Consider the following 22,277-nt stretch of genomic DNA (forward strand, 5'->3'; position numbering starts at 1 on the left):
AGTCTTAGTTCTGGAAAATCCATACCGCCTACACTGGTTCACGGCGCCGGAGCACACGATTGGATCTAGTTGTGGGTTGGTTGGTGCTAGTGCGTAGGAATGTGTCAACCAGGCTGCTGAACAACTCCGGAAATTGTTCCACGAGTGGGATTTTCCCGCCTTGTATTTCGACAATGTGCGAACTGGGTAGTGCTTTCCTCCACGCTTCCAGATGGGGGAAGGCCGCAGGATCGTTCGTTCCGCAGATAAGGAGGACGGGCGCGGCGATGTGGTGTACGACGTTTTCCATCCGGTAGTTGTGCACAGCGTCGTGCCCGACTTCGGCGCGGTCGCCGCTTTTCACTATGTCGATCAGCGCGCGTTGGACGAGGTCGTTGCGGTTTTCGGGGTAGATATTCTGGCGTCTGCTCCAGATCTTCAGCAGGTGGCTACCGTCATCGCTGGTTTCGAATCCGTCGATGGGGGAGGCGTTGATCCAGGAATCTCGGGATTCTTGATCGCAGAATGGTGTCGCCGAAAGTACTATCGATCGAACGGAATTCGGGTTGCAGGCTGCAACTTCGACGGCGATCACGCCTCCGGTGTGGTGGCCGACGATGTCGACGCTGGGTACCCCGAGCCATTCGATGAATGCTTCCACACCTTCTGCGTAGCATTCGATGGAGTCGATCGGAGTGGGGTCGGAGTCCCCGAAGCCTATGGTGTCGATAGCAATGGCCCGTCGATGGGCTCCGAGTAGTGGTAGGACTTCTCGGTACTCGTCCCATGATCGAGGTGTTTGATGCAGTAGGAGAACTACCGGACCTGAGCCGTACTCGGCGTAGTGAATCGTCCCCATACGAGTCGCTGCGAAACCGCGTTTGATGCGTGCCATCAGATTCCCCCGGTCATCCAGTGCTTCTGTAGGTCCAAGACGACGCGCCGACCTGCGGTTCCGCGTTCGACGTGTGCGACTGCGTCCGCGATGCGGTCCATCGGATATGTCGTTGTTTCGAGTGGGAGAACTCCGGTGCCGACCGCGTGGAGAGCATCCGCCACTCGATCCGGGGACGGTTGTCGTCCTTGCATGTTGACCGGCAGGATTCGACGATTTCCGGTGATGAGGTCGAAGAGATTCACCGTGGTGTGGTTCCCAGCTGTGTAACCGAGTACGACAAGACGCCCACCAAGGCGCAACATTGGGATCAGTACCCCGGCCAGCTGGCCTCCCACTGTGTCGATGACGACGTCGACATCGTTCGGTAGCGCAACTGGTCCATCGGAGCGGAGGTCGACTTCGAGGACTTCACGATCAGCCGCGATGTGTGGAGCGGCAGGCGATGTCGAGCGAACCCTGCGGGCTCGTCCTTTGACGTGTACCTCGATGACCGTTGCGCCGCGTGCTGCCGCGAGGTTGGCGCACATATCACCCACGACGCCTCCCGTCCCGGTGACTGCAACTTTCTGTCCCGCTTGGACTTCCGCGATGTCGACGACAGCTGCATATGCTGTGGAAGCCGGTGCGAGCGCTGCGGCTGCGGCAGTGTCGGGAAGGCGGTCCGGGCAGGGATGTACCGCATCATGTGGGACAGCGACGTGTGTGGACCACAGGCCGGGCCGGCCGACTCCGACCCCGCAGCCGCGCACGACCACTCGTGTACCGGCAGCATGGTGCGGAGAGGACACGATGCGACCGACTCCCTCGGTTCCCGGGACGAACGGTGTGGTCAGCTGGCCGGGGATCCGGCCGGCGAGAACCGACAAATCGAGGTGGGTGACCGCGGCGAACTTCATTGCGACGACGGTGCAATCTGCGGTTACGACAGTGTCCGGTTCGAATCTGGAGACGATTGTCCCGGAATCGGTCGCCAGGACGCACTGATCGAAGTCGACCTCCGCTTTGTGGGACGCTGGATACGTCATGCCGGTACCTCGAACCGAGACAGGAGTGTCCGGCTGATCCAACGAATAGCGCTGTCGATGATCAATCCGAGTAGTCCCAAGGTGATGATGCCGACGAAGACCCATTCGGTCTGTCCGTAGTTGCGGGCGGTCCAAATCAGGGAGCCCAAACCTACCTGCGCCGCAACAATTTCTGCCGACACAATAGTGAGAAACGAGTTACCCATCGCAAGTCGTGCACCTACCACGATATGCGGAATCACGGACGGCAAGATGATCGTCGTGAGGGCACTGTCACGTTGTTGAACCCAGCAAGCTGGGAGAATGAGGCGTGAGCACCGCAATGCCGTCGTACAAAGGTCACCGCCACCCGGTCGAGATCATCAACCACTGCGTGTGGTTGTACTTCCGGTTCCCGCTCAGCTTCCGTGATGTCGAGGAGATGATGCTCGAACGCGGTGTCGTGGTCAGCTATGAGACGATCCGGCGGTGGTGCGCCAAGTTCGGGCAGGCCTATGCCAACCAGTTGCGCCGCCGACGCCCACAACCCGGTGACACATGGCACCTCGATGAGGTCTTCATCCGGATCAATGGCCGGCAACATTATCTGTGGCGCGCGGTCGACCAGCACGGCAACGTGCTCGATGTGCTGGTTCAGTCACGCCGAAATAGCAACGCCGCCAAGCGATTCTTCCGTAAGCTGCTCAAGGGCTTGCGCTATCTGCCGCGGGTGATCGTCACCGACAAACTCGGCAGCTACCAGGTCGCCCACCGCGAGATACTGGCCTCGGTCGAGCATCGCCGGTCGAAGTATTTGAACAACCGGGCCGAGAATTCTCATCAGCCGACCCGACAGCGGGAGCGGGCGATGAAACGGTTCACCTCGCCCGGGCACGCGCAACGATTCCTGTCCGCTTTCTCGGGTATCTCACCGCATTTCCGGTCCGGCCGACACAGACTCTCGGCGTCCGAATGGCGTGCTGAGATGGCCGACCGGTTCGCGGTCTGGCAGGAAGTCACCGCGACCGATGTTGCCGCCTGAAAGTGAACGGCCCAGCGGTGCCCTGTAATAGCCTGAACCAAACATGCTTCGCCGCTTAACTTTTCGATTAACGTGACAGTGCCGATCCGAGCACCTCGAGCAACCGGTTCCACGACAACTGCGCACTGAGTTCACTGACCGACAGATCACCGAGCACTTCCAAAAAAGCCACCTCGAGACCCGTCAGATCCGCCTTGACACGACCCGGCCGCGCCGAACGCGTCAAAAATTTCACCGTCGACGTTCCCACTGGCGCCCTACCGGGCACCGCGATTTGCCGGAACCTGGGAACCTGGGTCGACAACCGCAACGCGCTCGCCGCCGACAGCCCCGCAGGACCGACACCCTTCATATCGCCCACCAATTCGGCCACCACAGCAGAGTCCGGCGGCGGACTCATACCCAACGGCGTCTTCACCCCACGCCAGTACACGCCGCGCCGCACCGGAATCAATTCACCCTCACGGACAAGCTCGGAGAGCACATTGCTGATTGTCTTCGACGCTCCGGGGAGTTCGTCATGGTGCCAAAACCGTTCCGCCGAGCCCAACACTCGAGCGCGCGCAGAACCCGGTCTCACCTGGCGCTGCGGAACCCGAGATTCCACCGCTGCTGCAGCCATCACCCATCCCACCTCCGACAATCCCCTATTATAGGCGAACTTGCAGATCAAGCTCAACAATGTGACACGAGAAGCTCCCGAGAAGGGCCTTCGGACGGCACTGTCACGTTAATCGAAAAGTTAAGCGGCGAAGCATGTTTGGTTCAGGCTATTACAGGGCACCGCTGGGCCGTTCACTTTCAGGCGGCAACATCGGTCGCGGTGACTTCCTGCCAGACCGCGAACCGGTCGGCCATCTCAGCACGCCATTCGGACGCCGAGAGTCTGTGTCGGCCGGACCGGAAATGCGGTGAGATACCCGAGAAAGCGGACAGGAATCGTTGCGCGTGCCCGGGCGAGGTGAACCGTTTCATCGCCCGCTCCCGCTGTCGGGTCGGCTGATGAGAATTCTCGGCCCGGTTGTTCAAATACTTCGACCGGCGATGCTCGACCGAGGCCAGTATCTCGCGGTGGGCGACCTGGTAGCTGCCGAGTTTGTCGGTGACGATCACCCGCGGCAGATAGCGCAAGCCCTTGAGCAGCTTACGGAAGAATCGCTTGGCGGCGTTGCTATTTCGGCGTGACTGAACCAGCACATCGAGCACGTTGCCGTGCTGGTCGACCGCGCGCCACAGATAATGTTGCCGGCCATTGATCCGGATGAAGACCTCATCGAGGTGCCATGTGTCACCGGGTTGTGGGCGTCGGCGGCGCAACTGGTTGGCATAGGCCTGCCCGAACTTGGCGCACCACCGCCGGATCGTCTCATAGCTGACCACGACACCGCGTTCGAGCATCATCTCCTCGACATCACGGAAGCTGAGCGGGAACCGGAAGTACAACCACACGCAGTGGTTGATGATCTCGACCGGGTGGCGGTGACCTTTGTACGACGGCATTGCGGTGCTCACGCCTCATTCTCCCAGCTTGCTGGGTTCAACAACGTGACAGTGCCCTCGGATCCGAGTCGGTACGTCCGGACAAGTTGGCGGCCGCTGCGGTCACGGAGCCGGGCGTCACCCGTGCTCGGTTGCGGGCGATGTTGACGAGTTGTGGGCGGGATCGGTTGTCGGCGCGGATCCCGCCGGCAGACAAACGGACCGCTTCGCGTGCCCTCGATTTCGAGCACGAGAAGTGAGTTCGCGCCCGGTCATGTTGTGGCGGAACGAAAATGAGTCGATTTTTTCCCAGACAGTAGCTGCGGCAGCATCGAAGCTGAACATTTCGGAGTTGGCGGTCGCCAAGGACTACTGGGTGTGTGAGGCACTGCGCGCTGTTGTTGCGCATGCCGCCGATGACCTCGTCTTCAAGGGCGGCACCAGCCTGGAGAAAATGCGTCTCGTGCAACGTTTTTCCGAGGACCTCGACCTGTTGGTCACCGGCCGGTACGGCAACAAACGGGCGACCGAACGAGCATTGAAACGCATGTGTGAGGCTGCAGCCGACGCAATTCCCGGTGCGGTCGCGCTCAAACCTGACAACGGTTCCGGAGGAGAGAAAGGGGCCGAGGGCACCGACGACAGCTTCTGGCGCAAGGTGTATATCGAAGTGCCTCTCGCTCCAGAGTTGGACGTAATGGGGATCGCGGACCCGACCCGCATCATGCTCGAGCTCGGTCAGGCCGGGGGACCGACACCGACACAAATGATGCCGGTGACCAGTCTGCTCGGACGTGAACTCGAGGCTGCGGGTGTGCCGATCGCGGCGTACCCGGATCTGGCAAGTTTTGAGGTGCGAATGTTGCATCCGGGCCGAACATTGATCGAAAAATTGTTGCGTATGAACAACTTCGTGGCACGAACCCGCAGCGGTAGGGGACAGGCCGATGGGTGGTCGAGGATCGGACGGCAACTCTACGACGTGTGGGCGTTGCTCGGTGATCGCACCGTGCGCGAGTTGTTGTCCGACAAGGAGACCGCTCGTGCGATCGTTCGTGACTGCATCGTCGTCTCGCAGGCCTATCCTTTGCCGGATGAGGAACCCCCGGTGGGTGGATTTGCTGCATCGGAAATTTTTTCACGCGAGTGGAGACATTCGGGGGTGCTGCGGGTGGAGCATGAGAAAGCGATGCGGGGCCTCTACTACGGCGTGGACGCGCTGGCAGGACCCCATTTGGTGAGCCACTCGCTATCAGAGAATCAATGCGTGTGAATACAGCTGGCAGCGTACTCATTTGGAGTTCGATACGCCAGCGATGAATGACGGTGCCGGTTGTTGTAGTCCTCCTTCCAGTCCTCGATGACCACCCGAGCTTCGAGGAGGCTGTGGAATTCGTTCATGTTCAGGCATTCGTCACGGACACGGTTGTTGAAGGACTCGATGTAGCCGTTTTTCCACGGCTGACCAGGTGGAACGTAGCCGATACCGACCTGATCCTCGCAGAACGTCCTCAGCGCCTCGGAGATGAACTCGGGCCCGTTGTCGCACCGCAGGACCTGCGGTGGGCCGCCCCAGAGCGCGAACGCCTTCTTCAACGCTGCGACGAGGTCCTCTGCCGGGATGGATCGCTCGACAATGTTCAGTACGGACTGGCGGGTGTGTTCGTCGACCATCGACGCGATCTTGAACTTCCGGCCCTCGGTGGTCGAGTCGAACTGAAAGTCGATCGCCCACACAACCTTCGGTGCATCTGCCTCGGTGATCGGAGTAGTCGAGGCGCCGGCCCGTTTACGTATCTTGCGGACGTTCACCCGCAGTCCTTCCTCGCGCCAGAGTCGCTGAACCTTCTTCTTGTTAATCACCCAGCCCGCGGCACGCAAGTCCGCCCATGCCCGCCGGAACCCTTTTCGCTGGTTGACTTTGGCCCAGTCCCGCAACCACTTCCGCAGATCGGCATCCGGATCGTCCGGGGTGTTTCTCGCAGGCTCTTTCCGTTGGGTCGATCGCGGTTGCCCGACGATTCTGCAGGCGAAACGCTGCGAGAGCCCCATTGTTTCCTGGAGCATCATCACGGCGTTTCGTTTGGCGGTCGGGCTCAGAATTTTCCAGTAATAATTAAATCAACCCACCGGCGGGGAGGCCTGACCCGGAATTTTCCTGGCCACCAAGTGTGCCTTTCTAAGGACCCGTCGACCTATCCGTTGGTGGGCTACCAGCACCGAATGTGGAGTACGCGATGTTTGTGACCTCATAGGAGCCTGCCGCCACGCCGGCCCGTTACTGGCCTGTCCGAACCTCGCACGCGCCACTCGAGCGGAAGGCAGCGCACGTGAACACAACGCCGACAAACCCGAACATTTACTGCGGAGTTGATACTCACGCCGACACCCACCACGCGGCAATCGTCACAGAACACGGCGTCTTCATCGAAGACCGCCAATTCCCCACAACTCGAACGGGATACGACGAACTTGCTGAGTGGATGAACAACCTCGGACACGTCATCGCCGTCGGAATCGAAGGCACTAGCTCCTACGGCGCCGGCCTCGCCCGACACCTCCGCAACATTGATACCGCGGTAGTCGAGGTTCCCCGCCCCAACCGCCGCCTGCGGCACGATCACGGCAAAAGCGATCCCATCGACGCCGAAGCTGCAGCCCGCACCGTCCTCGCCCGCCACCAACTTTCCGAACCCAAATACGGCACTGGCGTGATCGAATCCATTCGAGCACTCCGCATCGCACGAAACAGTGCAGTGAAAGCGGCTACCGCCGCGATCAACGCCCTCCGGTCGATGATCGTCACCGCACCCGAACAACTTCGCACCCAACTACGAGGACACTCGCAGGGAAAATTGCTCGACGCATGCGCGGCGCTCACCCCCAACCTCGCCGATCTCGCAGACCCCGCCGAGGCGACGATGGTCGCATTACGGTCCCTGGCACGTCGCGTCGGCGAACTCCGCAAGGAAGCACGTGATCTGAAAAAGCAACTGACACAACTGATCAACGATTCCGCACCACGCACGGCCGGGGTCTTCGGGCTCGGACCGGACACCGCGGCTGCCCTGTTGATCACTGTGGGCGACAATCCTGAGCGCCTCCGAAGCGAAGCCTCGTTCGCTCACCTGTGCGGGGTGGCACCGATACCGGCCTCGTCGGGGAAGACGAACCGGCATCGGCTTCATCGCGGTGGTGACAGGCGCGCCAACCAGGCGCTGCACACTGCGGTCGTCGTTCGCCTCAGGTACCGCGACACCGCTCGCGAATACGCGAAACGTCGCACGTCAGAGGGCAAATCGATGCCCGAGATCATCCGGTGCCAGAAACGCTACCTCGCCCGGGAAGTGTTCAGCGCACTACGAGCGGATTATCAGGGGCTGACCACTTGACGTCTATAGGAGCGTCCCGAGCAATCTCCTTGAGGGCAGCCTTTTCGAGCTCGGCTTCGGCGAGGAGCTTCTTGAGCAGGGCGTTCTCGTTCTTGAGTTCCTTGAACTCTTTGGCGTCGTCGGCTTTCATACCGCCGTACTGCTTGCGCCAGTTGTAGAGCGTCGGCACCGAGACGTCGAGTTGTCGGGCGATTTCCTCGACGTCGGCGCCTGTGGCGGCGAGTTCGTCGCCGTGGCGCAGTTTGCGGATGATCTGTTCGGGTGTGTGCCGTTTGCGTCCAGCCATGAGATGAAGCCTTTCATGCCCTTGATCAGGGCGGAAGGATTCTCATAACTTGCGGGTCACTTCACGGGGGTCATGCCAGCGCCCTCGTTCGATGTGGTGCTCGATCGAGTAGAAGAGCATCGCAGCTTACTTGACGTGAACATTTCCGATCGGACCTGAAAACAGCTGCAAGACCAGAGATTGATCTGTTTCATCGGCGCAATTTGCGCGATTGAGTCGATGGGACCATGAGAGTTTCATACCAGCATGTCACTCACGGCCGTCATCAGGTGGGCGCGAACGACACTGAATGCGACTGATCGCACTTCCCGACTCGCAGGCGAAACATGCACGCTGGCAGTCAGACTCGAAGTTAAATCAGCGCAGACTATGAAAGCGCGCTACACACAGCTCGACGATCAAATCTTCATAGCTATGAACTGAACCGCAGGGCGGAGGAAATCTTGAATCTCACGCACCGTCACGAATCCCTCAACATCACCCGCGAAAGCATCTGCTCCATCTGAGGCCACCCCAACGACAGATTTGCGGCCTGCATACTCAACCGGGTATTCCACTCCGGAGCAAACGCATCAAACATCACCCGTGCAGCAGGAGCCAAGACATCACGTTCGACCGCGAAGACGGTCTCCACATCCCAATGAGACTCCCCATCAACGGAATCCGGCTCCCCGAACATCGAAGTTAAACGCTCGCTCACATAACCCAGCGCAACCAAATCCGATGTACTGTAATAATCTTTGCCCACAAAAGCCCCCGCATCACACCCTCGACAACAACGTCCACATCATTTTGCCGCATCAGGCCGAGCGCCGCCCAAAACTGGCAGCCTCAAACATGTCGGAACCTTCGGATACCATCGAAATCGCGACGAGCACCAGGTCGCCACACTGACCAGACCGCAGCGAAAGCTAAAGTCCTGACCTGCAAGAACGCTTGCAGGTCGGTCACACGTGGCGGCCTGAATCTCATTCACCAGCAGAAACTAGGCCGAGCGCGCCCCGTAGCGATCGTCATCGTCGAACGCACCGAAGGCCGAGGGTGGAACCCAGTAGTGGGCGTGTCCGTGAACTCACCACACATGCCGGCTTCGATGCCGACCTCACCTCTCCATCAGGGTCTGTCCAGAAAACGGTGTAATTGATTGGTTTCTAACTACTTTCGTCCGGCAGACAGCCGTCCGTCGAACGTTATCTCGAAGGCATTCAGTGCTGCCTTCCATCGGTTGGACCAGCGCCTGCGGGCGGTGCCTTTGGGATCGAGGCTCATGATGGCCAGATACACGCATTTCAAGGCCGCGGCCTCGGTCGGAAAGTGTCCACGGGCCTTGACAGCCCTGCGGATTCGAGCGTTGACACTCTCGATGGCGTTGGTCGTGTAAATGACCTGCCGGATGGCGTTGTCGAATTGTAGGAACGGCACGAACTCAGCCCAGGCGTTAGTCCAGAGCCTGATGATCGCGGGATAGCGTTTCTCCCATTTGTCACTGAACTCTGCGAATCGGTCGAGCGCGGCCTGCTCCGACGGAGCCGTGTAGACGGGTTTGAGGTCCTTGGCGATCTCGGACCAGTCCTTGCGGGAGGCATAGGCGTAGGTGTTACGGAGAAGATGGACCACACAAGTCTGCACGATGGTCTGTGGCCACACTTGCTCGATCGAGTCGGGTAGATGCTTGAGACCATCGCACACGACGATCAGAACATCCTGCACACCACGGTTTTTCAGCTCGGACAACACCCGAAGCCAGTACTTCGCTCCCTCCCCGTCGCCGTGCTCACCGACCCACAATCCGAGGATGTCGCGGGTGCCGTCGACAGTCACCCCCATCGCGACGTAGATCGGCCGGTTAGCGACGTTGCCCTCGCGGATCTTGACGTGGATGCAGTCGATGAACAACACCGGGTACACAGGATCCAACGGCCGGTTCTGCCACTCGGCCATGCCTTCCATCACCCGCTCGGTGATCGTCGAGATCGTCTGCTTGGACACATCAGCTCCGTACACCTCGGCCAGGTGTGCAGCGATCTCACCGGTCGTCAAACCCTTGGCCGACAATGAGATCACCATGTCCTCCACGCCTGAGAGCCGACGCTGCCGCTTGGCCACGATCTTCGGCTCGAAGGAGGAATCCCGGTCACGGGGCACCTCGAGTTCGACCGGGCCGGCCTCGGTCAACACGTTCTTGGCTCGTCTGCCGTTGCGGGAGTTGCCGCTGCCCCTGCCTGCCGGGTCGCTCTTGCCGTATCCGAGGTGGTCGTCCATCTCGCCTTCGAGCGCGGACTCCACGACTAGCTTGGTCAGCTTCGACAGCAATCCACCATCTCCGGTCAACTGCAGCCCTTCGGCTCGCGCCTGCTCGACCAGCTCTTTGAGCCGCGCATCGCTGATACCCGGCTGAGCCGAGTTCGTCTCTGTCTCACGTTCAATCACGTCAGTCATAGTGGCGTATCTCCTTTCAGAGTTACACCGTTGTTCTTACAGTCCCCTCCATCAGATGACGGAGAGGTGAGGTCGTCTCAGAGCGCTCGCCACCAGGCAGCGATCCGATCCCGCCACCTCAACGGAGTAGATGCATCGTTCATATGAATGGCACCAGTCGGAGGAACAACTTCTCGTGGTCGCTGGGCCTGTATCGAGCTGGGCAGGCCGTGTCCGATGATCTGTCGATCAGTGGCGCTCGGAGGTCGACGGACCTCAACTCCGATGTCGGTGAGGATGCTGAGATCGAGAGTCCATACCCCGTGTGAGCGGATCTTCCACTCGTCGAACGCGGCGGCAATATGGCGCCGCGCCTGCGGCCGGGTCATTCCGGTCACCGCCGTGAAGTGCTGCAGGGCTTCTTCTTCGTTGCCTTTGATCTGTGCGAGACCGAAGTGAGTCACTCGGTGGCAGGGCGTACAGACACAGATGAGCCGACCCAGCCGTTGCACCTTGGTGGGCCAGTCGTATTGCCATCTCTCGTGGACCTCGAGCCATCGCTGCGTCTGCTTGTCTTCCGGGAAGCCGCATATTTCGCATTGCATTCCTGCCCGCCGTGTGACCATGCGGCGCAGTCTTTCCCATTCCTTGGGTTCGACACAGAATCGGACGTTGGTGAACCAGCAGGTGTCAGGGACGAGGTCGACGAACAACCCGTGGCCGAGAGATCGGTCTTCGCCCGGCAGGATCTCCGGAATGTCGGGGGTCGCAGTCCATCGTGTCAGGCCTGCCATCGCAGCCTTGGGTGCGTACCAGCGCTTTGCGGACGGGTCCCATTTCGCGCCTTCGGCTTTCGCTAAGTCCTTTTCCACGTACGGAACATCCAGCCATATCCGATCAACCACTCTCGCTTCTCCCCTCAGCTTGCTCAACGAGCAGGACTCTACCGATCTCACATCGCCTGTTCCGGGACCGTCGACGGGGACTGTCCGAAGCGAGGCCATCGTGTGGCACCGCAAGGCGGTGTCGGTTGGTTGGGAATTGAGGTTCGCTACCAGCGAGGCGAGCGAAGGTGGGACGGAGCTGTGTCAACAGGAACCGGGAAACTCGCGTGCAGCGTGGAAGGAACTATGTTCGCACCGGGACAAACCTGCGGCCAGTCCGCGCCATCACCAGTTGAAGGGTCGTTGGCCTAACAGAGGTAACCACGAAAACAGGGCTGTAATTGGTGAGGGCTGGTTCTCGTCAGTACTGCTGGGATCGATGCTCATGGGTGTATTGCTATGTGGTGTACTGGATTTGGAGTGCGAACCAGTCGGTGAGCCATTGGATTGCGTTGCGGCCGGTGTTGTCGACGGTGAGTTGTGTGTAGTTGGTGTGTGCGCCGGAGGCGACGAACGTGGCGGCGTTGAGTCCTTGGCCGACGAGGGCTGTTAGGTCTTCCGCGTCTTGCGTTCTGGCCATTGCGGTCAGGGAGCTGGTCAGGGCATTCAGGTCGTTGTTCTGGGTTTGGTGGTTGATCTGCGTTGGCGAGACGTCTGGGGTGCTGTCTTTGTCCAGTGATGTGTCGGTGTGTGTTGGGTTGCCGGTGATCATTGTTGTTGCGGCGGAGGCGAGGTCGAGTCCGATTGGGAGTAGTCCGGTGAGTGCGGCCGGGTTTCCTTCGAGGAGCTGCCAGGCGATTTCTTGGATCTGTCCGACGTTGTTGGCGATCCGGGTGATGTCGACCCTGGAGAGAAGGTCGCAGACGACGGCTGCGATTTGCGCGGTGCCGGTCGGGTCCGGGATGGCGGAGAGGATCTGCGATATCCATGTGAGGTCGACGTCGGCGGCCATTTTCACCAGTGGTGCGAACTGGTTGTTGAGATCTCCTGCGATCTGGTGGGCTCCGGCGACGTCGAGAGCGGCCACTCTCTGCGGCAGCATCGCGAGATCATTCAGAATCGCGGGGTAGTTGATGGAGGTGATACCGGTTGCGATGTTGAGAACTTGATCGACCACGACCCGCGGCTTGAGAACTGCCAGCACGCTCGATGCCTGGCCGAGGACATCCGGTGGCGTGGCGGCCAAGGGTGCGACCTGGTTGTTTAGTGCCGCGGCGGTGCCGGCGAGCGTGCCAGCTTCCGGTGAACGTGTCGCCAGGGATGTGTTCCCTGTGTCGATCAATTGCGTTGCAGCGGACGCGATCCTGTTTACGCTTGACAACGCGCCCGACAGATCCGAAGCCTGGGCGTCTGCGAGTACTTGGTTAGCCGCGTTCTCCGAAGTACCTGCCGGGGCGGCGGCGAGTCGGCTCGTCGATGCTGGGTTCGCAGCCGCGGAAGTGAGAAGCTCCGCCAACGGGCTCAAGGTGCCCAGCAACGATGTCGCACTGTGGGCGACGCTGGAGACGTTGATTGATTGTCTTTCAGGAGGGTTGAGCGCTGCTGTCAGGTCGGCAACGTCGTCGCCGATGCCGCTCAGGTCGGCATGGGAGAAATCGGACGTCAGGGCGGTCGCGAGACGTGAGCCGCCGCCGACGACGGGGGAGTCGGTGGAGGCGCCGGGCGACTTACTCAGAACGGTTCCGAGCGCCCCGAGAATGCTGTTGCGGCCTTTGTCGATCGAGCAGTAGAGGTCTTGCGGGTCACAGATCGTCGCGACTCGTCCGGTGAGCGTGCCCATTCCGTGGGGGCGCGGGTCTGCGATCCCGGTCCCGGCGACGGATGGGCCGACGACGGATTCACCTTCAGTTCCTCGGCCGGGGTCCGCGAGTAGTCCGACGGCGAGGACCTTGTCGGCGCTGATCGGGCCTTTGCCGTTTCCGACGGCGGAGGCGATGTCTCCGGTGGCATCCGCGCCTTGGGAGTAACCGGAGAAGATGAATTCCGTCTGAGGACAGTTTGCGGCGACAGTGCTGACTTTGTCGTTGATGGCGTCGATGGCCGTGGTCTTGCTGTCGCCGTAAGTCTTTCCCTGATCGAACGCCGAAGCAGCGTACGGGGTGTAGAAAATCTCAACTTTGTTGTCGTACTTCGTCTTCAGAGAATTACCCACCGCTGCGAGCATTCCGACGGGAACGCGGGGATCGGCGTCGGACGTCGTTTCCCACGTTCCGGGGGTCATCACCGCGAGGACATCGCTGCACCCTGATGGTGTCGCCGATGCGAGTGTGGGAACCGTGAGCGCCAGGGTTCCCGCTCCGAGAGTGGATATGGCGAGCCCGAGCGCTAGTGCGCGGCAATTGGAACCGGTCCTTCTGGTACGTCGACGGCCGAATGATGTTGGTGCGGTCGACATGTGGGTACCTCATCTGCGGGATGGACGACGCTTCACCCGGCAGATGAGGTGGAGTCCGTTTCTGCCGGGATGATTGTGCGTTCAGTGTCGACGGCGGTGGGTACGGACGACAAAGTCACTGTGGATAACTTCGCCGGTTGGCTGGTGAACGACAGGCCAATGTGTTGGGGAGGATGGGTCGGTACCTCAGCGGCACCTCGTCGGTCATGGAGCGGGGGCTGATAGGTGTTCGATGGTGATCGGCACTCTTGCGGGTTCGGATGAGTTGGCCGCTGCGGGCGTCATTGTTGATGAAGTGCTCGCATTGGGTGATGCTTGCGCTCGAAGACTCGGAGGATCGGTCATGACGGACTCGAGACCACAAGGCGCTGCGCATGTCACTGACGCGCGGATCAATGCGGATCAATGCAGCGCGGACGACGTTGATCATTGACAAGAGGTTGAAGAGGGGGTCGAGAGATTGGCTCAACTCGAAACCACTGGTGAGCGGCGTCTTGCCGCCGGCATCGAGGGAGCGGGGTCTGGTGGTGGAGGGCGAGGTGGTTGAAGCTAGCAGTGGATGCTACGTAAGTAACAGAGTACTATGATGGTGCATACGTAGCAGGGAGTGCTCATGGTTACGAAGAAGATCGTCCCACATCCGCGTGCCGTCAAACTTGCCGGTCACCGCGCCAAGCGTGTTGCGACGACTGCCAGGTACCGCCATACGGATCGCACCGGTACCGCCCTCGCCGACGAGTCCCGGTTGGCTGCAACGCAGCGCGATAGGGGGAGCGCAGCTGACCGCATCGATGTCGCGAACGATGAGCGTGGTGGCTTGTCGAATCTCTCGACACCGGAATTGATCGACGTCGTCGCCTCGGAGCTCGCGGCGCGCCCCGAGATGCATCTCGTCCGCAACCAGGTCACTGCGTTGCTGGCGATGGCACCGACATTGACCGATCGCACGCAGGCAAATCGTATCGGCGCAGACCTGGTCGACGATGCCGTCGAACAAGCCGAACTCGAGACCCGAGCGCGTCGCCATGTCCTCGATTATCCGATGCTGACTGCAGGTCAGGTGGCAGCGGTTTTGCGGCGGCCGGAATCGGACCGCACCGTCGCGTCGCGATTGCGTACCGCCGGTAAGGTCGTCGCATTGCCTGTCGGCAACGGCTACCGGTACCCGGAGTTTCAGTTCGACGATGCCACCGCGTCGGTGCGTGAGGTCGTGGCCACGGTCAACGTGCTTCTTGGCGCGGGGGCTGACCCGTGGGGGGTGGCCTCGTGGTGGCTGACACCGTCCACGCGACTGCCGCAGGGGCAAACCCCGGCTGATCTCGCGGTAGATCCGGATCCTGCCGCCCATCGGAAGCTCGAACGGCTTGCCTCCGCGGTGCTCGCTGACTGATGCCCGATATAGAACCACCGGCTGGGGGCCTGTTCCGGCCGGCTCATCGCAGCACACTGGCTGCCGGCACGACGGTGTGGCGAGTCCACCGCAGCCGCCGCAGCGCGTTGGTACCCAATCCCACCGCTCAACCGGACGAGCTTTCCGGGGGTCGATTCGATTCGCTCGACGGTGCGTACGCCTACCTGTACATCGCTGACAGCCCGGACGGGGCGATCGCCGAAACTATCTGCCGGGATCTGCCATTGGACCCGACTACCGCGAGGATTGTGCCTGCCAGTGCGGTGACGGGCCGCACCTTGACGGCGTTGACACTCACCCGCAGCGTTACCGTTGCGGCGCTGCACGGTCCTCACCTGTCTGCGGTTGGTCAGGACTTGTGGTTGACCAAATGTGAAGCGCGACATTACGTCACCACACGCAAGTGGGCGCACGCGATCCATGCTGCCGACCCTGCTCTCGGTGGCCTCGCGTACCGCCCTCGACACAACGAGGACACTCTCGCGTGGGTCCTGACCACAAATCCGGCCGTCACATCGCATCCGGCTCTTGCAGTCGATTCGTCCTTTGCTGCACTGTCGCTCGATCGGGGCAGAGGCCGCGATCTGGTAGAACGCGTCGTCGCCGATCACAGCGCCATTCTCTCCTCAGCATGAGCGCGTGACGTTGTTCGACTGCCCGGCGCATTCGGTCGCCCTCGTGAACTGGCTACACAGACTCTCGAATAGGGTCAGCTTCAGCGTGATCTAGAGGCTAAGCGTGAAGAGTGGTGGCGACGGTTTCAGCACGTCGCGGAGCTGGCTCTGGACGAGAACACGAGCGCCGCGCCAACATCGGTGTTCTGATAGCGCTGAAGATGGTAATGACAGTGAAGACTTGGGGGATCAGTCATGACGGACTCGATACCACAAGGCGCTGTGCATGTCTCTGACGCGCAGATCAATGCAGCGCGGACCAAGTTGATCATCGACAAGAAGTTGAAGAGGGCGTCGAAGCCCCAGATCGAGCGATTGGCTCAGCTCAAAACCACTGGTGAGCGGCGCCTCATCGCCAGCTGACCTCTCAGTTCAATGCTCGGCCGGTACTGTTCTGCCGCATCCGTGAAAATGGCCAACGCTGCCCCGGATCCGGGGCAGCGTTGGTGTTGTCGGTAGGGCCTTTGCTCTGACGCCGTCACTGCCTGCCGGGACACGCCCCGGCTGATCTCGCGGTCGATCCGGATCTGCCGCTCATCGAAAGGGTGAACGGCTTGCCTGCGCGGTGTTGTCGCAACTGATGTCAACTGTGGGACCGCCGGGGTGTCAGTCGGTGGGGTGCGGGGCGGTGGGCATTACCCGCCAAGGCGCCGCCAAGGTGATACTATTTGGTATAACTGCAGTTGGAGGGAGATGGCGATGACCATCGATTACGGCATCGAGCGGGACCTGCGGGCTATCCCGGCGGAGAAGGAACTGCTGCAACTCAAGCTTTTGCGCGCGGTCGGCAAGGCAACCGACGAGAACGTCCCCCAACGCACGATCGCGGTGATGCTCGGTGTCGCGCAACCCGAGGTGAGCCGGATCTTGAAGAAGCTGCGCCTCAATCCTGCCGCTCGTGATCGGAGTCCGCGTGAGGTGATGCTCGAACATGCCGCCGGCCGTATCAGCCACGAACAGATGATGAACGAACTCCGCAGCTGGGACTACACGTTCGGCCGCATCGCCCCCGATGACCCGATCGGTGAATCGTATGTGCGTGGGTCGTGGGATCAGATCGAACGTGCAGGAGAGCTTCTCACTGACGATGATCGCCGCGCACTGTTCGAGGCCACGGCGAAGGGGCGTGCGCAGGCGAATGCACTCTGAACTTTTGGAGGCGGTCGCAGCTCAACTCGAAGCACTGTGCATCCCAGGTCAACCGTTGGACAAGAACGGTCCGCGCTCCTCGACCCGCGCCCGGGATGCATTATCGCGCAGCAGAACTCGCATGAACATCGTCGAGATGTACCTGTCCGAGCAAACCGACGTCGCCGTGGGGCGACAGTTCTTGGCGCTCGCGACGGCTGGGCCGCCGGCGGCGGGAAAGAGTTCGAGTATCGAACGCCGGGAGTTGGCCGGGCAGGGGTGGCGTGTCGTCGACGCGGACCGAGTCAAAGACTATCTCCTGCGCGATGCACTCGATCAGGGGTTCTACGACGACCTCCTCGACCAGGTGCTGGCAGACGGTCACCGGTTGATGCCACGCGAACTCGCGACGCTGGTGCATACGGAGTCAACGGTTATCGTCGACGCTATCACCGAGCGTTGCCTCGGAATCGGTGAAAACGTGGTGCTGGAAGGAACATTCAGCTGGCCGGGTCTCGGTCGACGGTTGCTTGCCGAGCTGGCGGAGGCGGACTATCAGAAGCTGACGATTCTCGATGTCGAAGCGCCAGTTGATATCACGAAGGCGCGTGCACTCGGTCGATGGTGGCGGGGCCGTGAAACTGCTCTGCGGGGCGGCGACGATTTCGGGGGACGGTTCACCCCGGCATTCGTCATCGACGCTCTCTACAGCGGCGCCGTCTCGACGGTCTGTGCCCGCAATGCTCGCGCGGCGTTCGATGATCCGCTCGCCGCGGACATTCCTACCGTGGAGTTGCTGATCGAGAACTGGGGCGGCGACGATGAGACATGGGTGAAGGAGAACGGGCGAGTGGTCTACCCCCACACCTTCGTTATCTGAGCGGTAGCACCCTCTATATCGGTTCTCGAAGTGTCGACGGGATGGTTATGTGATCGTTGCCAATTTTATTGGAGTGCAGTGGTTCTCGGTTGTGGGATCGAGGTCACGGCCGACTTGTCCAGGGCGGCGACCCGGCCGGGTGTTGTTGATGGGTGGGCTCGGTCATGTCGCGTTTCCTTGTCTTGGAGGGGCCGACCGTCGTATGCTCGGGCCACACCGGGTGTGGTCGTTCTGTGTCGACGTTCGCGTTGATGGCCCGAAGGGCCGCCGCGATGCAAAGAAGAGGGTCGTACCCGTACGGGTACGACCCTCTTCTTTAGGTCTTTAACTAGACTGTGCGCACATTGGTGGCCTGGGGGCCCTTCTGGCCCTGGCCAACCTCGAACTCCACACGCTGGTTCTCCTCGAGCGACTTGTAGCCGCTGCCGGAGATCTCAGAAAAGTGAACGAACACATCCGGTGTTCCGTCGTCGGGAGCGATGAAACCAAAGCCCTTTTCGCCGTTGAACCACTTCACGATGCCCTGCGCCATACAAACTCCCTACAAAATCGATCCGGGTTTCACATCGAAGTCCCGATCTCGATGTGCTTATCCTCCCACGCCGTACGAGTCACACTTACCGCGGAGTACGAATACGCAGGGTGCCGACGCTCGAGATCAGGGTTATTCGGGCGTGGCGCCAGGTCCGTTCGACTGCTGCTGGGTGTGTCGAAGTTCGGCGTTGATACGTCGGGCTTCGGCGAGCTGGTCTTCGAGGATGATGATCCGGCACGCCGACTCCAGCGGGGTACCGCTGGCGACGAGTTCGTGGGCGCGAGCGGCGATGCGGAGTTGGTAGCGGGAGTAGCGGCGGTGCCCGCCGTCGGAGCGTTGCGGGGTGAGGAGTTTTGCGGCGTCGAGACTGCGCAGGAACGCTTGCCGCACACCGAGAATGTCGGCGGCCTGGCCCATGCTGTACGCCGGGTAATCTTCGTCGTCGAATTTGCCGGACAGGGCATTGCTCGCGCTGTCGGGTGTTTCTGCCTGGATGGGGTGTCCTCTTTCGTTTGCTGGACTGGCCCCCGAGGCGTGAAAAACGGCGAAGAACGGGAAATATCGGGCCCCCGGCGCCACGGGGGGTGGGTGCGCCGGGGACCGGATGGTGGAATCACTTACACAATCTGCACTCTCGCGAGCTGCCGCACTCGTGGGGACGTCCAGCAGCCGCCTATATAGGGTCTTCCGAGCCGAATACCTATCGAACAACACACTTTTCGGTCTCGGTACGGCCCTGGCTGCGGTACTGCGTGCGGGCAGTTCATCTCTCCCGCACTTCTTGATTCGTTCCTCGCTACGACACAAAAGATACAACACCCTTTTCAGAATGTCTACCCCCATCGCTGTAGATATTTTCCAGTGAGCGCAGAGGTATATCTGACCAGGAAAAACGTGTCGACAGTAGTCCGTGAGGGCGGCATCGGAAGGGGGCGGTGCCGGGAGTCCGCGCCGCGGGGACTGTGGCAGTTTTCGTGAGGATCCGATCGACGCGGCGACGAGCACTGGGTCGATCACTACTGCGGCTACCCGGCTTTACGAAAATGCAGGTCGCACGCAGGGCTTGGCGTGTGTGTCGCATGTTGTACTGCCCTGGTGCGGTGCTGTGGCGGCCGGAGGGAGCGCCCGAGGTGTGAGAGTTCGGATCTCGTACCTGTCCCGGGCGCCGTAGAAATTGTCCTGGCCGCTTGGATGTAGGAAATCTGTATCGTGGGGATGAGATTGTTTCACTTCATATGAGCTCTGGAGGCGCGTGACCAGATGACGATCCTCGAAGGAGTGGCCATGACAGAGGAGCTAGGGGCACGTTCACGGAGCGGGGTGTACGGGATTTCGGTGATGGCGGAGCTCTCCGGGGTGGGGCCGCAGACGCTTCGACTGTACGAGCGGCGGGGGTTGTTGACGCCGGTGCGGACAGGTGGGGGTACTCGCAGGTACAGCGAAGCGGATCTGGATACTTTGGGCCGGATCACCGCGTTGCTCGACGCCGGCGTCAACCTCAACGGTGTTCGATTGATTCTCTCACTCGAAGCCGAAAACTCGATTCTGGCGGCGCGGGTTGCCCAGTTGAGCGAATCCGCCGAGGGGCGAGGATGATCACCGCACCGCCGCGATCAGCTGTGTCGGGTTCTCCCGGAAGTAGATGAGGAACGATCCTTTCCGCGGGCCGGACTGATGCGGGTTACCTCTCGGACCGCCCGATGTCGCCGAAGTCTACGTCCGCTTCGATTTTGTTTCCGTCGGCTTCGAGGTGTTCGAGGGCGGAATCGAAGGCGTCGATGAGCCATTGATCGGTGGCTTCGGTGAGGAGTTCGTGCGGTGCGTCGTCGTTGCCGGATTGAAAGATACGAACCAGCCACGAGCCGTTGGCATCGGGTTCGTCGGAGAGTCCCTGGGGTGTGTTGGTGGCGACGACGTAGCGGTTGTACTCGAGATCGACGCGAATGGCGTATTCCCCGGCGAGATTGACGATGTTCGCCGGCCGCTGGGACGCCGCGGCCAGTGCGATCAGCGCGTCGTTGTATTTTTCCGAGTATTTCCCTCTCAGGGGCATGGCCGTCCTCATCTGTTTGTCGGCGGCTGCGGCATGGCGCGGCCGAGTCTTGAGGTCTGTCGCCGCGCCAGACCGGGGAACCGCAGGCGATCGGGTCCGGGCGGGGGCGGCGATGAACGATCTATCCAACCATGTGTAGGGGATGTGCTCGTGTCGGGGGAGTTGCGAGCAGGAGAAAGTGCAGCAGAGATCGAACTTTGGGGTTTTTCGCTGCGCGACACCCCGTGCCGGTTGTGGGACAGCTTCTCCTTCCGTGTGGTCGGCACGTTTTTTCTGGTCAGATATACCTCTGCGCTCACTGGAAAATATCTACAGCGATGAGGGTAGACATTCTAACAAGGGTGTTGTATCTTTTGTGTCGTAGCGAGGAACGAATCAAGAAGTGTGGGAGAGATGAACTGCCCGCACGCAGTACCGTAGTCAGGGCTGTACCGAGACCGAAAAGTGTGTTGTTCGATAGGTATTCGGCTCGGAAGACCCTATATAGGCGGCTCCCGGACGTCACCACGAGTGCGGTAGCTCGCGAGAGTGCAATTGTGTAAGTCAGTTCCACCCCCCATGGTCCCCGGCGCAGCGACCCCCCGTCGCGCCGGGGACCGGTCTGCGTGCCAGGGCTATGTCCGGGCAATGTTGTTGCCGGCCAAGGGACCTCAGGAAATCACATGATGGTCAGATCCGCGACGGGGTATCTGGCAAAACTGCGAGCCTGGAGGGCGCAGGAACGACGGTGAAGGTCCGCGCCGTCGTCTCCCTCGAAGCTCGATACTGCCTCGACGTGCTGGTTACGGTGACGGGATTTGCTGACTCGACGTTCTTCTGTCACCGGACCCGACGGGGAATTCCGATCTACACTCCGGCCTCAAAGTCGTGATTGCGGAGGTGCTTGGGCGCAACCGCGGTTGGACGAGCATCGCCGGATCACTATCGGTCCGGCGAGTCGCAGATGGGGCTGGGTAGTCGTCGTCGAGTTTTTCCGGGCAGTGCGTTGATCGTGCTGGCGGGAGTTTCTGCCCGAATAGGATGCCTTCTACCGGCCAATGGACGGGACCCCCGGCGCCGTAGAGGCCGCCGGGGGTCTGGGTTGAACTTCCATTACACAACTGCACTCTTTCGAGCTTCCGGACTCGTGGTGACGTCCGGGAGCCGCTCTGAAAGGGGCTGCCGAGACCACACACAAACATCAACTTTTCGGTCTCGGCGCTACCCTGCCCTGCGGTACTGCTTGCGGGCAGTTCATCTCTCCCGCGCTTTGTTGCTTCATTCTTCGCTTACGAGAGAAAAGATACAACACCCATCTGAGAATGTCTACCCCAACGGCTGTAGATATTTTCCAGTGAGTGGCGGGGGTATCGGTGACCGGGGAAACGGCTGGTCGTCTGCGGTGCTGCTCGCAGGTTGCAGGCCGCGGCGGCCGTTCTGGGAGAATGTTCCGATGAGAAATACCCCGAAATCAGAATCTTTGCTCCGCATGCGGGCGGATCGAGAGGAATCCGACAACGCTCAACGGGGCCACGGCGCCGCGGTATCGAGCTCGAATGAGGACTCCGAGGTGCCGGAGCCCGGTTCGCGTGGCCGGGGTGCCACGATGCGGTCGGCTCGGGCGGAGCTTTCGGCGCATGCGCGTGGGGTGGAGAGCATGAACGAGGCACTGCACCCTCGGCGAGAGTGATAGTCCGGGACAGCTCCGTGTTGGTGGGCGAGAGGTCCCCGAAAGATTGTGCTGCGATGTCACCGAGCTCGGTGTGTGAGGTCTCGAACGGTGGCCTTGTGAATGCACCGCAATCTGTCGAAAACCTTGAAAGGAGGCTATTTTCGTCAG

At 60.8% G+C, this 22,277-nt stretch carries 21 protein-coding genes and 2 pseudogenes; 9 read left to right on the forward strand and 14 right to left on the reverse strand.

Annotated elements, in window-relative coordinates; genetic code table 11:
- Positions 1-28 precede the first annotated feature (28 nt).
- The 3 genes and pseudogenes from BH682_RS33445 to BH682_RS33455 all read right to left on the reverse strand — a co-directional run.
- On the reverse strand, positions 29-874 hold the full coding sequence (locus tag BH682_RS33445; RefSeq protein WP_075836275.1) for an alpha/beta fold hydrolase: 846 nt from the start codon (positions 872-874) through the stop codon (positions 29-31).
- The gene (locus tag BH682_RS33450) at positions 874-1,902 is read right to left on the reverse strand and encodes a quinone oxidoreductase family protein (protein ID WP_075836277.1); all 1,029 of its coding nucleotides are present in this window, start codon (positions 1,900-1,902) and stop codon (positions 874-876) included. Before BH682_RS33450 ends, BH682_RS33445 begins: the two co-directional genes overlap by 1 nt.
- A pseudogene (locus BH682_RS33455) lies at positions 1,899-2,168 on the reverse strand (ABC transporter permease); the annotation flags it as partial. The pseudogene BH682_RS33455 and the gene BH682_RS33450, both read right to left, overlap by 4 nt.
- Before the next feature lie 56 nt (positions 2,169-2,224).
- Between BH682_RS33455 and BH682_RS33460 the strand changes: the two are divergent.
- On the forward strand, positions 2,225-2,923 hold the full coding sequence (locus tag BH682_RS33460; protein WP_125053637.1) for an IS6 family transposase: 699 nt from the start codon (positions 2,225-2,227) through the stop codon (positions 2,921-2,923).
- Positions 2,924-2,990: 67 nt separating this feature from the next.
- Here BH682_RS33460 and BH682_RS33465 read toward each other — a convergent pair whose 3' ends face one another.
- Positions 2,991-3,545, reverse strand: coding sequence for a hypothetical protein (locus BH682_RS33465; RefSeq protein ID WP_075836281.1), 555 nt, complete (start codon positions 3,543-3,545; stop codon positions 2,991-2,993).
- Between the two features lie 179 nt (positions 3,546-3,724).
- Positions 3,725-4,423, reverse strand: coding sequence for an IS6 family transposase (locus BH682_RS33470; RefSeq protein WP_125053637.1), 699 nt, complete (start codon positions 4,421-4,423; stop codon positions 3,725-3,727).
- A gap of 235 nt (positions 4,424-4,658) precedes the next feature.
- On the opposite strand from BH682_RS33470, the gene BH682_RS33480 reads away from it, so the two are divergent.
- The gene (locus tag BH682_RS33480) at positions 4,659-5,675 is read left to right on the forward strand and encodes a nucleotidyl transferase AbiEii/AbiGii toxin family protein (protein WP_075836285.1); all 1,017 of its coding nucleotides are present in this window, start codon (positions 4,659-4,661) and stop codon (positions 5,673-5,675) included.
- Here the strand turns inward: BH682_RS33480 and BH682_RS33485 are convergent.
- Positions 5,663-6,505, reverse strand: coding sequence for an IS3 family transposase (locus BH682_RS33485; protein ID WP_317629237.1), 843 nt, complete (start codon positions 6,503-6,505; stop codon positions 5,663-5,665). The genes BH682_RS33480 and BH682_RS33485 overlap by 13 nt on opposite strands.
- Before the next feature lie 227 nt (positions 6,506-6,732).
- Here BH682_RS33485 and BH682_RS33490 point away from each other — a divergent pair, with 227 nt between their 5' ends.
- Complete coding sequence (locus BH682_RS33490) at positions 6,733-7,794, forward strand: IS110 family transposase (protein ID WP_075836287.1); 1,062 nt, start codon at positions 6,733-6,735, stop codon at positions 7,792-7,794.
- A 19-nt stretch (positions 7,795-7,813) separates the two neighbouring features.
- Here the strand turns inward: BH682_RS33490 and BH682_RS33495 are convergent.
- From BH682_RS33495 to BH682_RS33515, 5 genes and pseudogenes are all read right to left on the reverse strand, one after another.
- Positions 7,814-8,080: pseudogene (locus BH682_RS33495) on the reverse strand (transposase); the annotation flags it as partial.
- A 460-nt stretch (positions 8,081-8,540) separates the two neighbouring features.
- Positions 8,541-8,828, reverse strand: a complete 288-nt coding sequence (locus BH682_RS33500; RefSeq protein ID WP_054781240.1) for a hypothetical protein — start codon at positions 8,826-8,828, stop codon at positions 8,541-8,543.
- A gap of 407 nt (positions 8,829-9,235) precedes the next feature.
- Entirely contained in the window at positions 9,236-10,519 is a 1,284-nt protein-coding gene (locus BH682_RS33505) for an IS256 family transposase (RefSeq protein WP_075832375.1), read from the reverse strand.
- A 77-nt stretch (positions 10,520-10,596) separates the two neighbouring features.
- A complete protein-coding gene (locus BH682_RS33510) occupies positions 10,597-11,430 on the reverse strand; it encodes a DUF5710 domain-containing protein (protein WP_232354274.1) in 834 nt (277 codons plus the stop codon).
- Between the two features lie 349 nt (positions 11,431-11,779).
- Positions 11,780-13,777 carry a cutinase family protein gene (locus tag BH682_RS33515; protein ID WP_083954801.1) on the reverse strand — a complete coding sequence of 666 codons (1,998 nt, stop codon included), beginning with the start codon at positions 13,775-13,777 and terminating at the stop codon, positions 11,780-11,782.
- 613 nt (positions 13,778-14,390) lie between these two features.
- Here BH682_RS33515 and BH682_RS33525 point away from each other — a divergent pair.
- From BH682_RS33525 to BH682_RS33540, 5 genes are all read left to right on the forward strand, one after another.
- Complete coding sequence (locus tag BH682_RS33525; protein WP_223304598.1) at positions 14,391-15,167, forward strand: hypothetical protein; 777 nt, start codon at positions 14,391-14,393, stop codon at positions 15,165-15,167.
- A complete protein-coding gene (locus BH682_RS33530) occupies positions 15,167-15,823 on the forward strand; it encodes an RES family NAD+ phosphorylase (protein WP_075836295.1) in 657 nt (218 codons plus the stop codon). The genes BH682_RS33525 and BH682_RS33530 overlap by 1 nt, the downstream gene beginning before the upstream one ends.
- Before the next feature lie 234 nt (positions 15,824-16,057).
- Entirely contained in the window at positions 16,058-16,225 is a 168-nt protein-coding gene (locus BH682_RS36545; protein ID WP_190287638.1) for a hypothetical protein, read from the forward strand.
- Between the two features lie 336 nt (positions 16,226-16,561).
- Positions 16,562-17,011, forward strand: a complete 450-nt coding sequence (locus tag BH682_RS33535) for a hypothetical protein (RefSeq protein ID WP_075836447.1) — start codon at positions 16,562-16,564, stop codon at positions 17,009-17,011.
- The gene (locus tag BH682_RS33540; RefSeq protein ID WP_083954803.1) at positions 17,001-17,870 is read left to right on the forward strand and encodes a zeta toxin family protein; all 870 of its coding nucleotides are present in this window, start codon (positions 17,001-17,003) and stop codon (positions 17,868-17,870) included. Before BH682_RS33535 ends, BH682_RS33540 begins: the two co-directional genes overlap by 11 nt.
- Before the next feature lie 328 nt (positions 17,871-18,198).
- On the opposite strand, the gene BH682_RS33545 is transcribed toward BH682_RS33540, so the two are convergent.
- Together BH682_RS33545 and BH682_RS33550 are read right to left on the reverse strand one after the other, a co-directional pair.
- Positions 18,199-18,402, reverse strand: a complete 204-nt coding sequence (locus BH682_RS33545; protein ID WP_075836297.1) for a cold-shock protein — start codon at positions 18,400-18,402, stop codon at positions 18,199-18,201.
- A gap of 132 nt (positions 18,403-18,534) precedes the next feature.
- Positions 18,535-18,900 carry a MerR family transcriptional regulator gene (locus BH682_RS33550; RefSeq protein WP_075836449.1) on the reverse strand — a complete coding sequence of 122 codons (366 nt, stop codon included), beginning with the start codon at positions 18,898-18,900 and terminating at the stop codon, positions 18,535-18,537.
- Positions 18,901-19,689: 789 nt separating this feature from the next.
- On the opposite strand from BH682_RS33550, the gene BH682_RS33555 reads away from it, so the two are divergent.
- Positions 19,690-20,001: a MerR family transcriptional regulator gene (locus BH682_RS33555; RefSeq protein WP_075836451.1), complete on the forward strand. Its 312-nt coding sequence runs from the start codon at positions 19,690-19,692 to the stop codon at positions 19,999-20,001.
- An 85-nt stretch (positions 20,002-20,086) separates the two neighbouring features.
- Here the strand turns inward: BH682_RS33555 and BH682_RS33560 are convergent, their stop codons facing one another.
- The gene (locus BH682_RS33560; protein WP_075836299.1) at positions 20,087-20,458 is read right to left on the reverse strand and encodes a hypothetical protein; all 372 of its coding nucleotides are present in this window, start codon (positions 20,456-20,458) and stop codon (positions 20,087-20,089) included.
- Positions 20,459-22,277 lie beyond the last annotated feature (1,819 nt).

This window comes from Rhodococcus sp. YL-1, assembly GCF_001942025.1.
In the GTDB taxonomy this organism is placed as follows: domain Bacteria; phylum Actinomycetota; class Actinomycetes; order Mycobacteriales; family Mycobacteriaceae; genus Rhodococcus_F; species Rhodococcus_F qingshengii.

Bases quoted from the DNA above. Each gene is read 5' to 3' on its own strand.
- BH682_RS33445 (WP_075836275.1), bottom strand. From the start codon at position 874: ATGGCACGCATCAAACGCGGTTTCGCAGCGACTCGTATGGGGACGATT.
- BH682_RS33450 (WP_075836277.1), bottom strand. From the start codon at position 1,902: ATGACGTATCCAGCGTCCCACAAAGCGGAGGTCGACTTCGATCAGTGC.
- BH682_RS33460 (WP_125053637.1), top strand. From the start codon at position 2,225: ATGCCGTCGTACAAAGGTCACCGCCACCCGGTCGAGATCATCAACCAC.
- BH682_RS33465 (WP_075836281.1), bottom strand. From the start codon at position 3,545: ATGGCTGCAGCAGCGGTGGAATCTCGGGTTCCGCAGCGCCAGGTGAGA.
- BH682_RS33470 (WP_125053637.1), bottom strand. From the start codon at position 4,423: ATGCCGTCGTACAAAGGTCACCGCCACCCGGTCGAGATCATCAACCAC.
- BH682_RS33505 (WP_075832375.1), bottom strand. From the start codon at position 10,519: ATGACTGACGTGATTGAACGTGAGACAGAGACGAACTCGGCTCAGCCG.
- BH682_RS33515 (WP_083954801.1), bottom strand. From the start codon at position 13,777: ATGTCGACCGCACCAACATCATTCGGCCGTCGACGTACCAGAAGGACC.
- BH682_RS33525 (WP_223304598.1), top strand. From the start codon at position 14,391: ATGGTTACGAAGAAGATCGTCCCACATCCGCGTGCCGTCAAACTTGCC.
- BH682_RS33530 (WP_075836295.1), top strand. From the start codon at position 15,167: ATGCCCGATATAGAACCACCGGCTGGGGGCCTGTTCCGGCCGGCTCAT.
- BH682_RS36545 (WP_190287638.1), top strand. From the start codon at position 16,058: ATGACGGACTCGATACCACAAGGCGCTGTGCATGTCTCTGACGCGCAG.
- BH682_RS33535 (WP_075836447.1), top strand. From the start codon at position 16,562: ATGACCATCGATTACGGCATCGAGCGGGACCTGCGGGCTATCCCGGCG.
- BH682_RS33540 (WP_083954803.1), top strand. From the start codon at position 17,001: ATGCACTCTGAACTTTTGGAGGCGGTCGCAGCTCAACTCGAAGCACTG.
- BH682_RS33545 (WP_075836297.1), bottom strand. From the start codon at position 18,402: ATGGCGCAGGGCATCGTGAAGTGGTTCAACGGCGAAAAGGGCTTTGGT.
- BH682_RS33555 (WP_075836451.1), top strand. From the start codon at position 19,690: ATGACAGAGGAGCTAGGGGCACGTTCACGGAGCGGGGTGTACGGGATT.
- BH682_RS33560 (WP_075836299.1), bottom strand. From the start codon at position 20,458: ATGCCCCTGAGAGGGAAATACTCGGAAAAATACAACGACGCGCTGATC.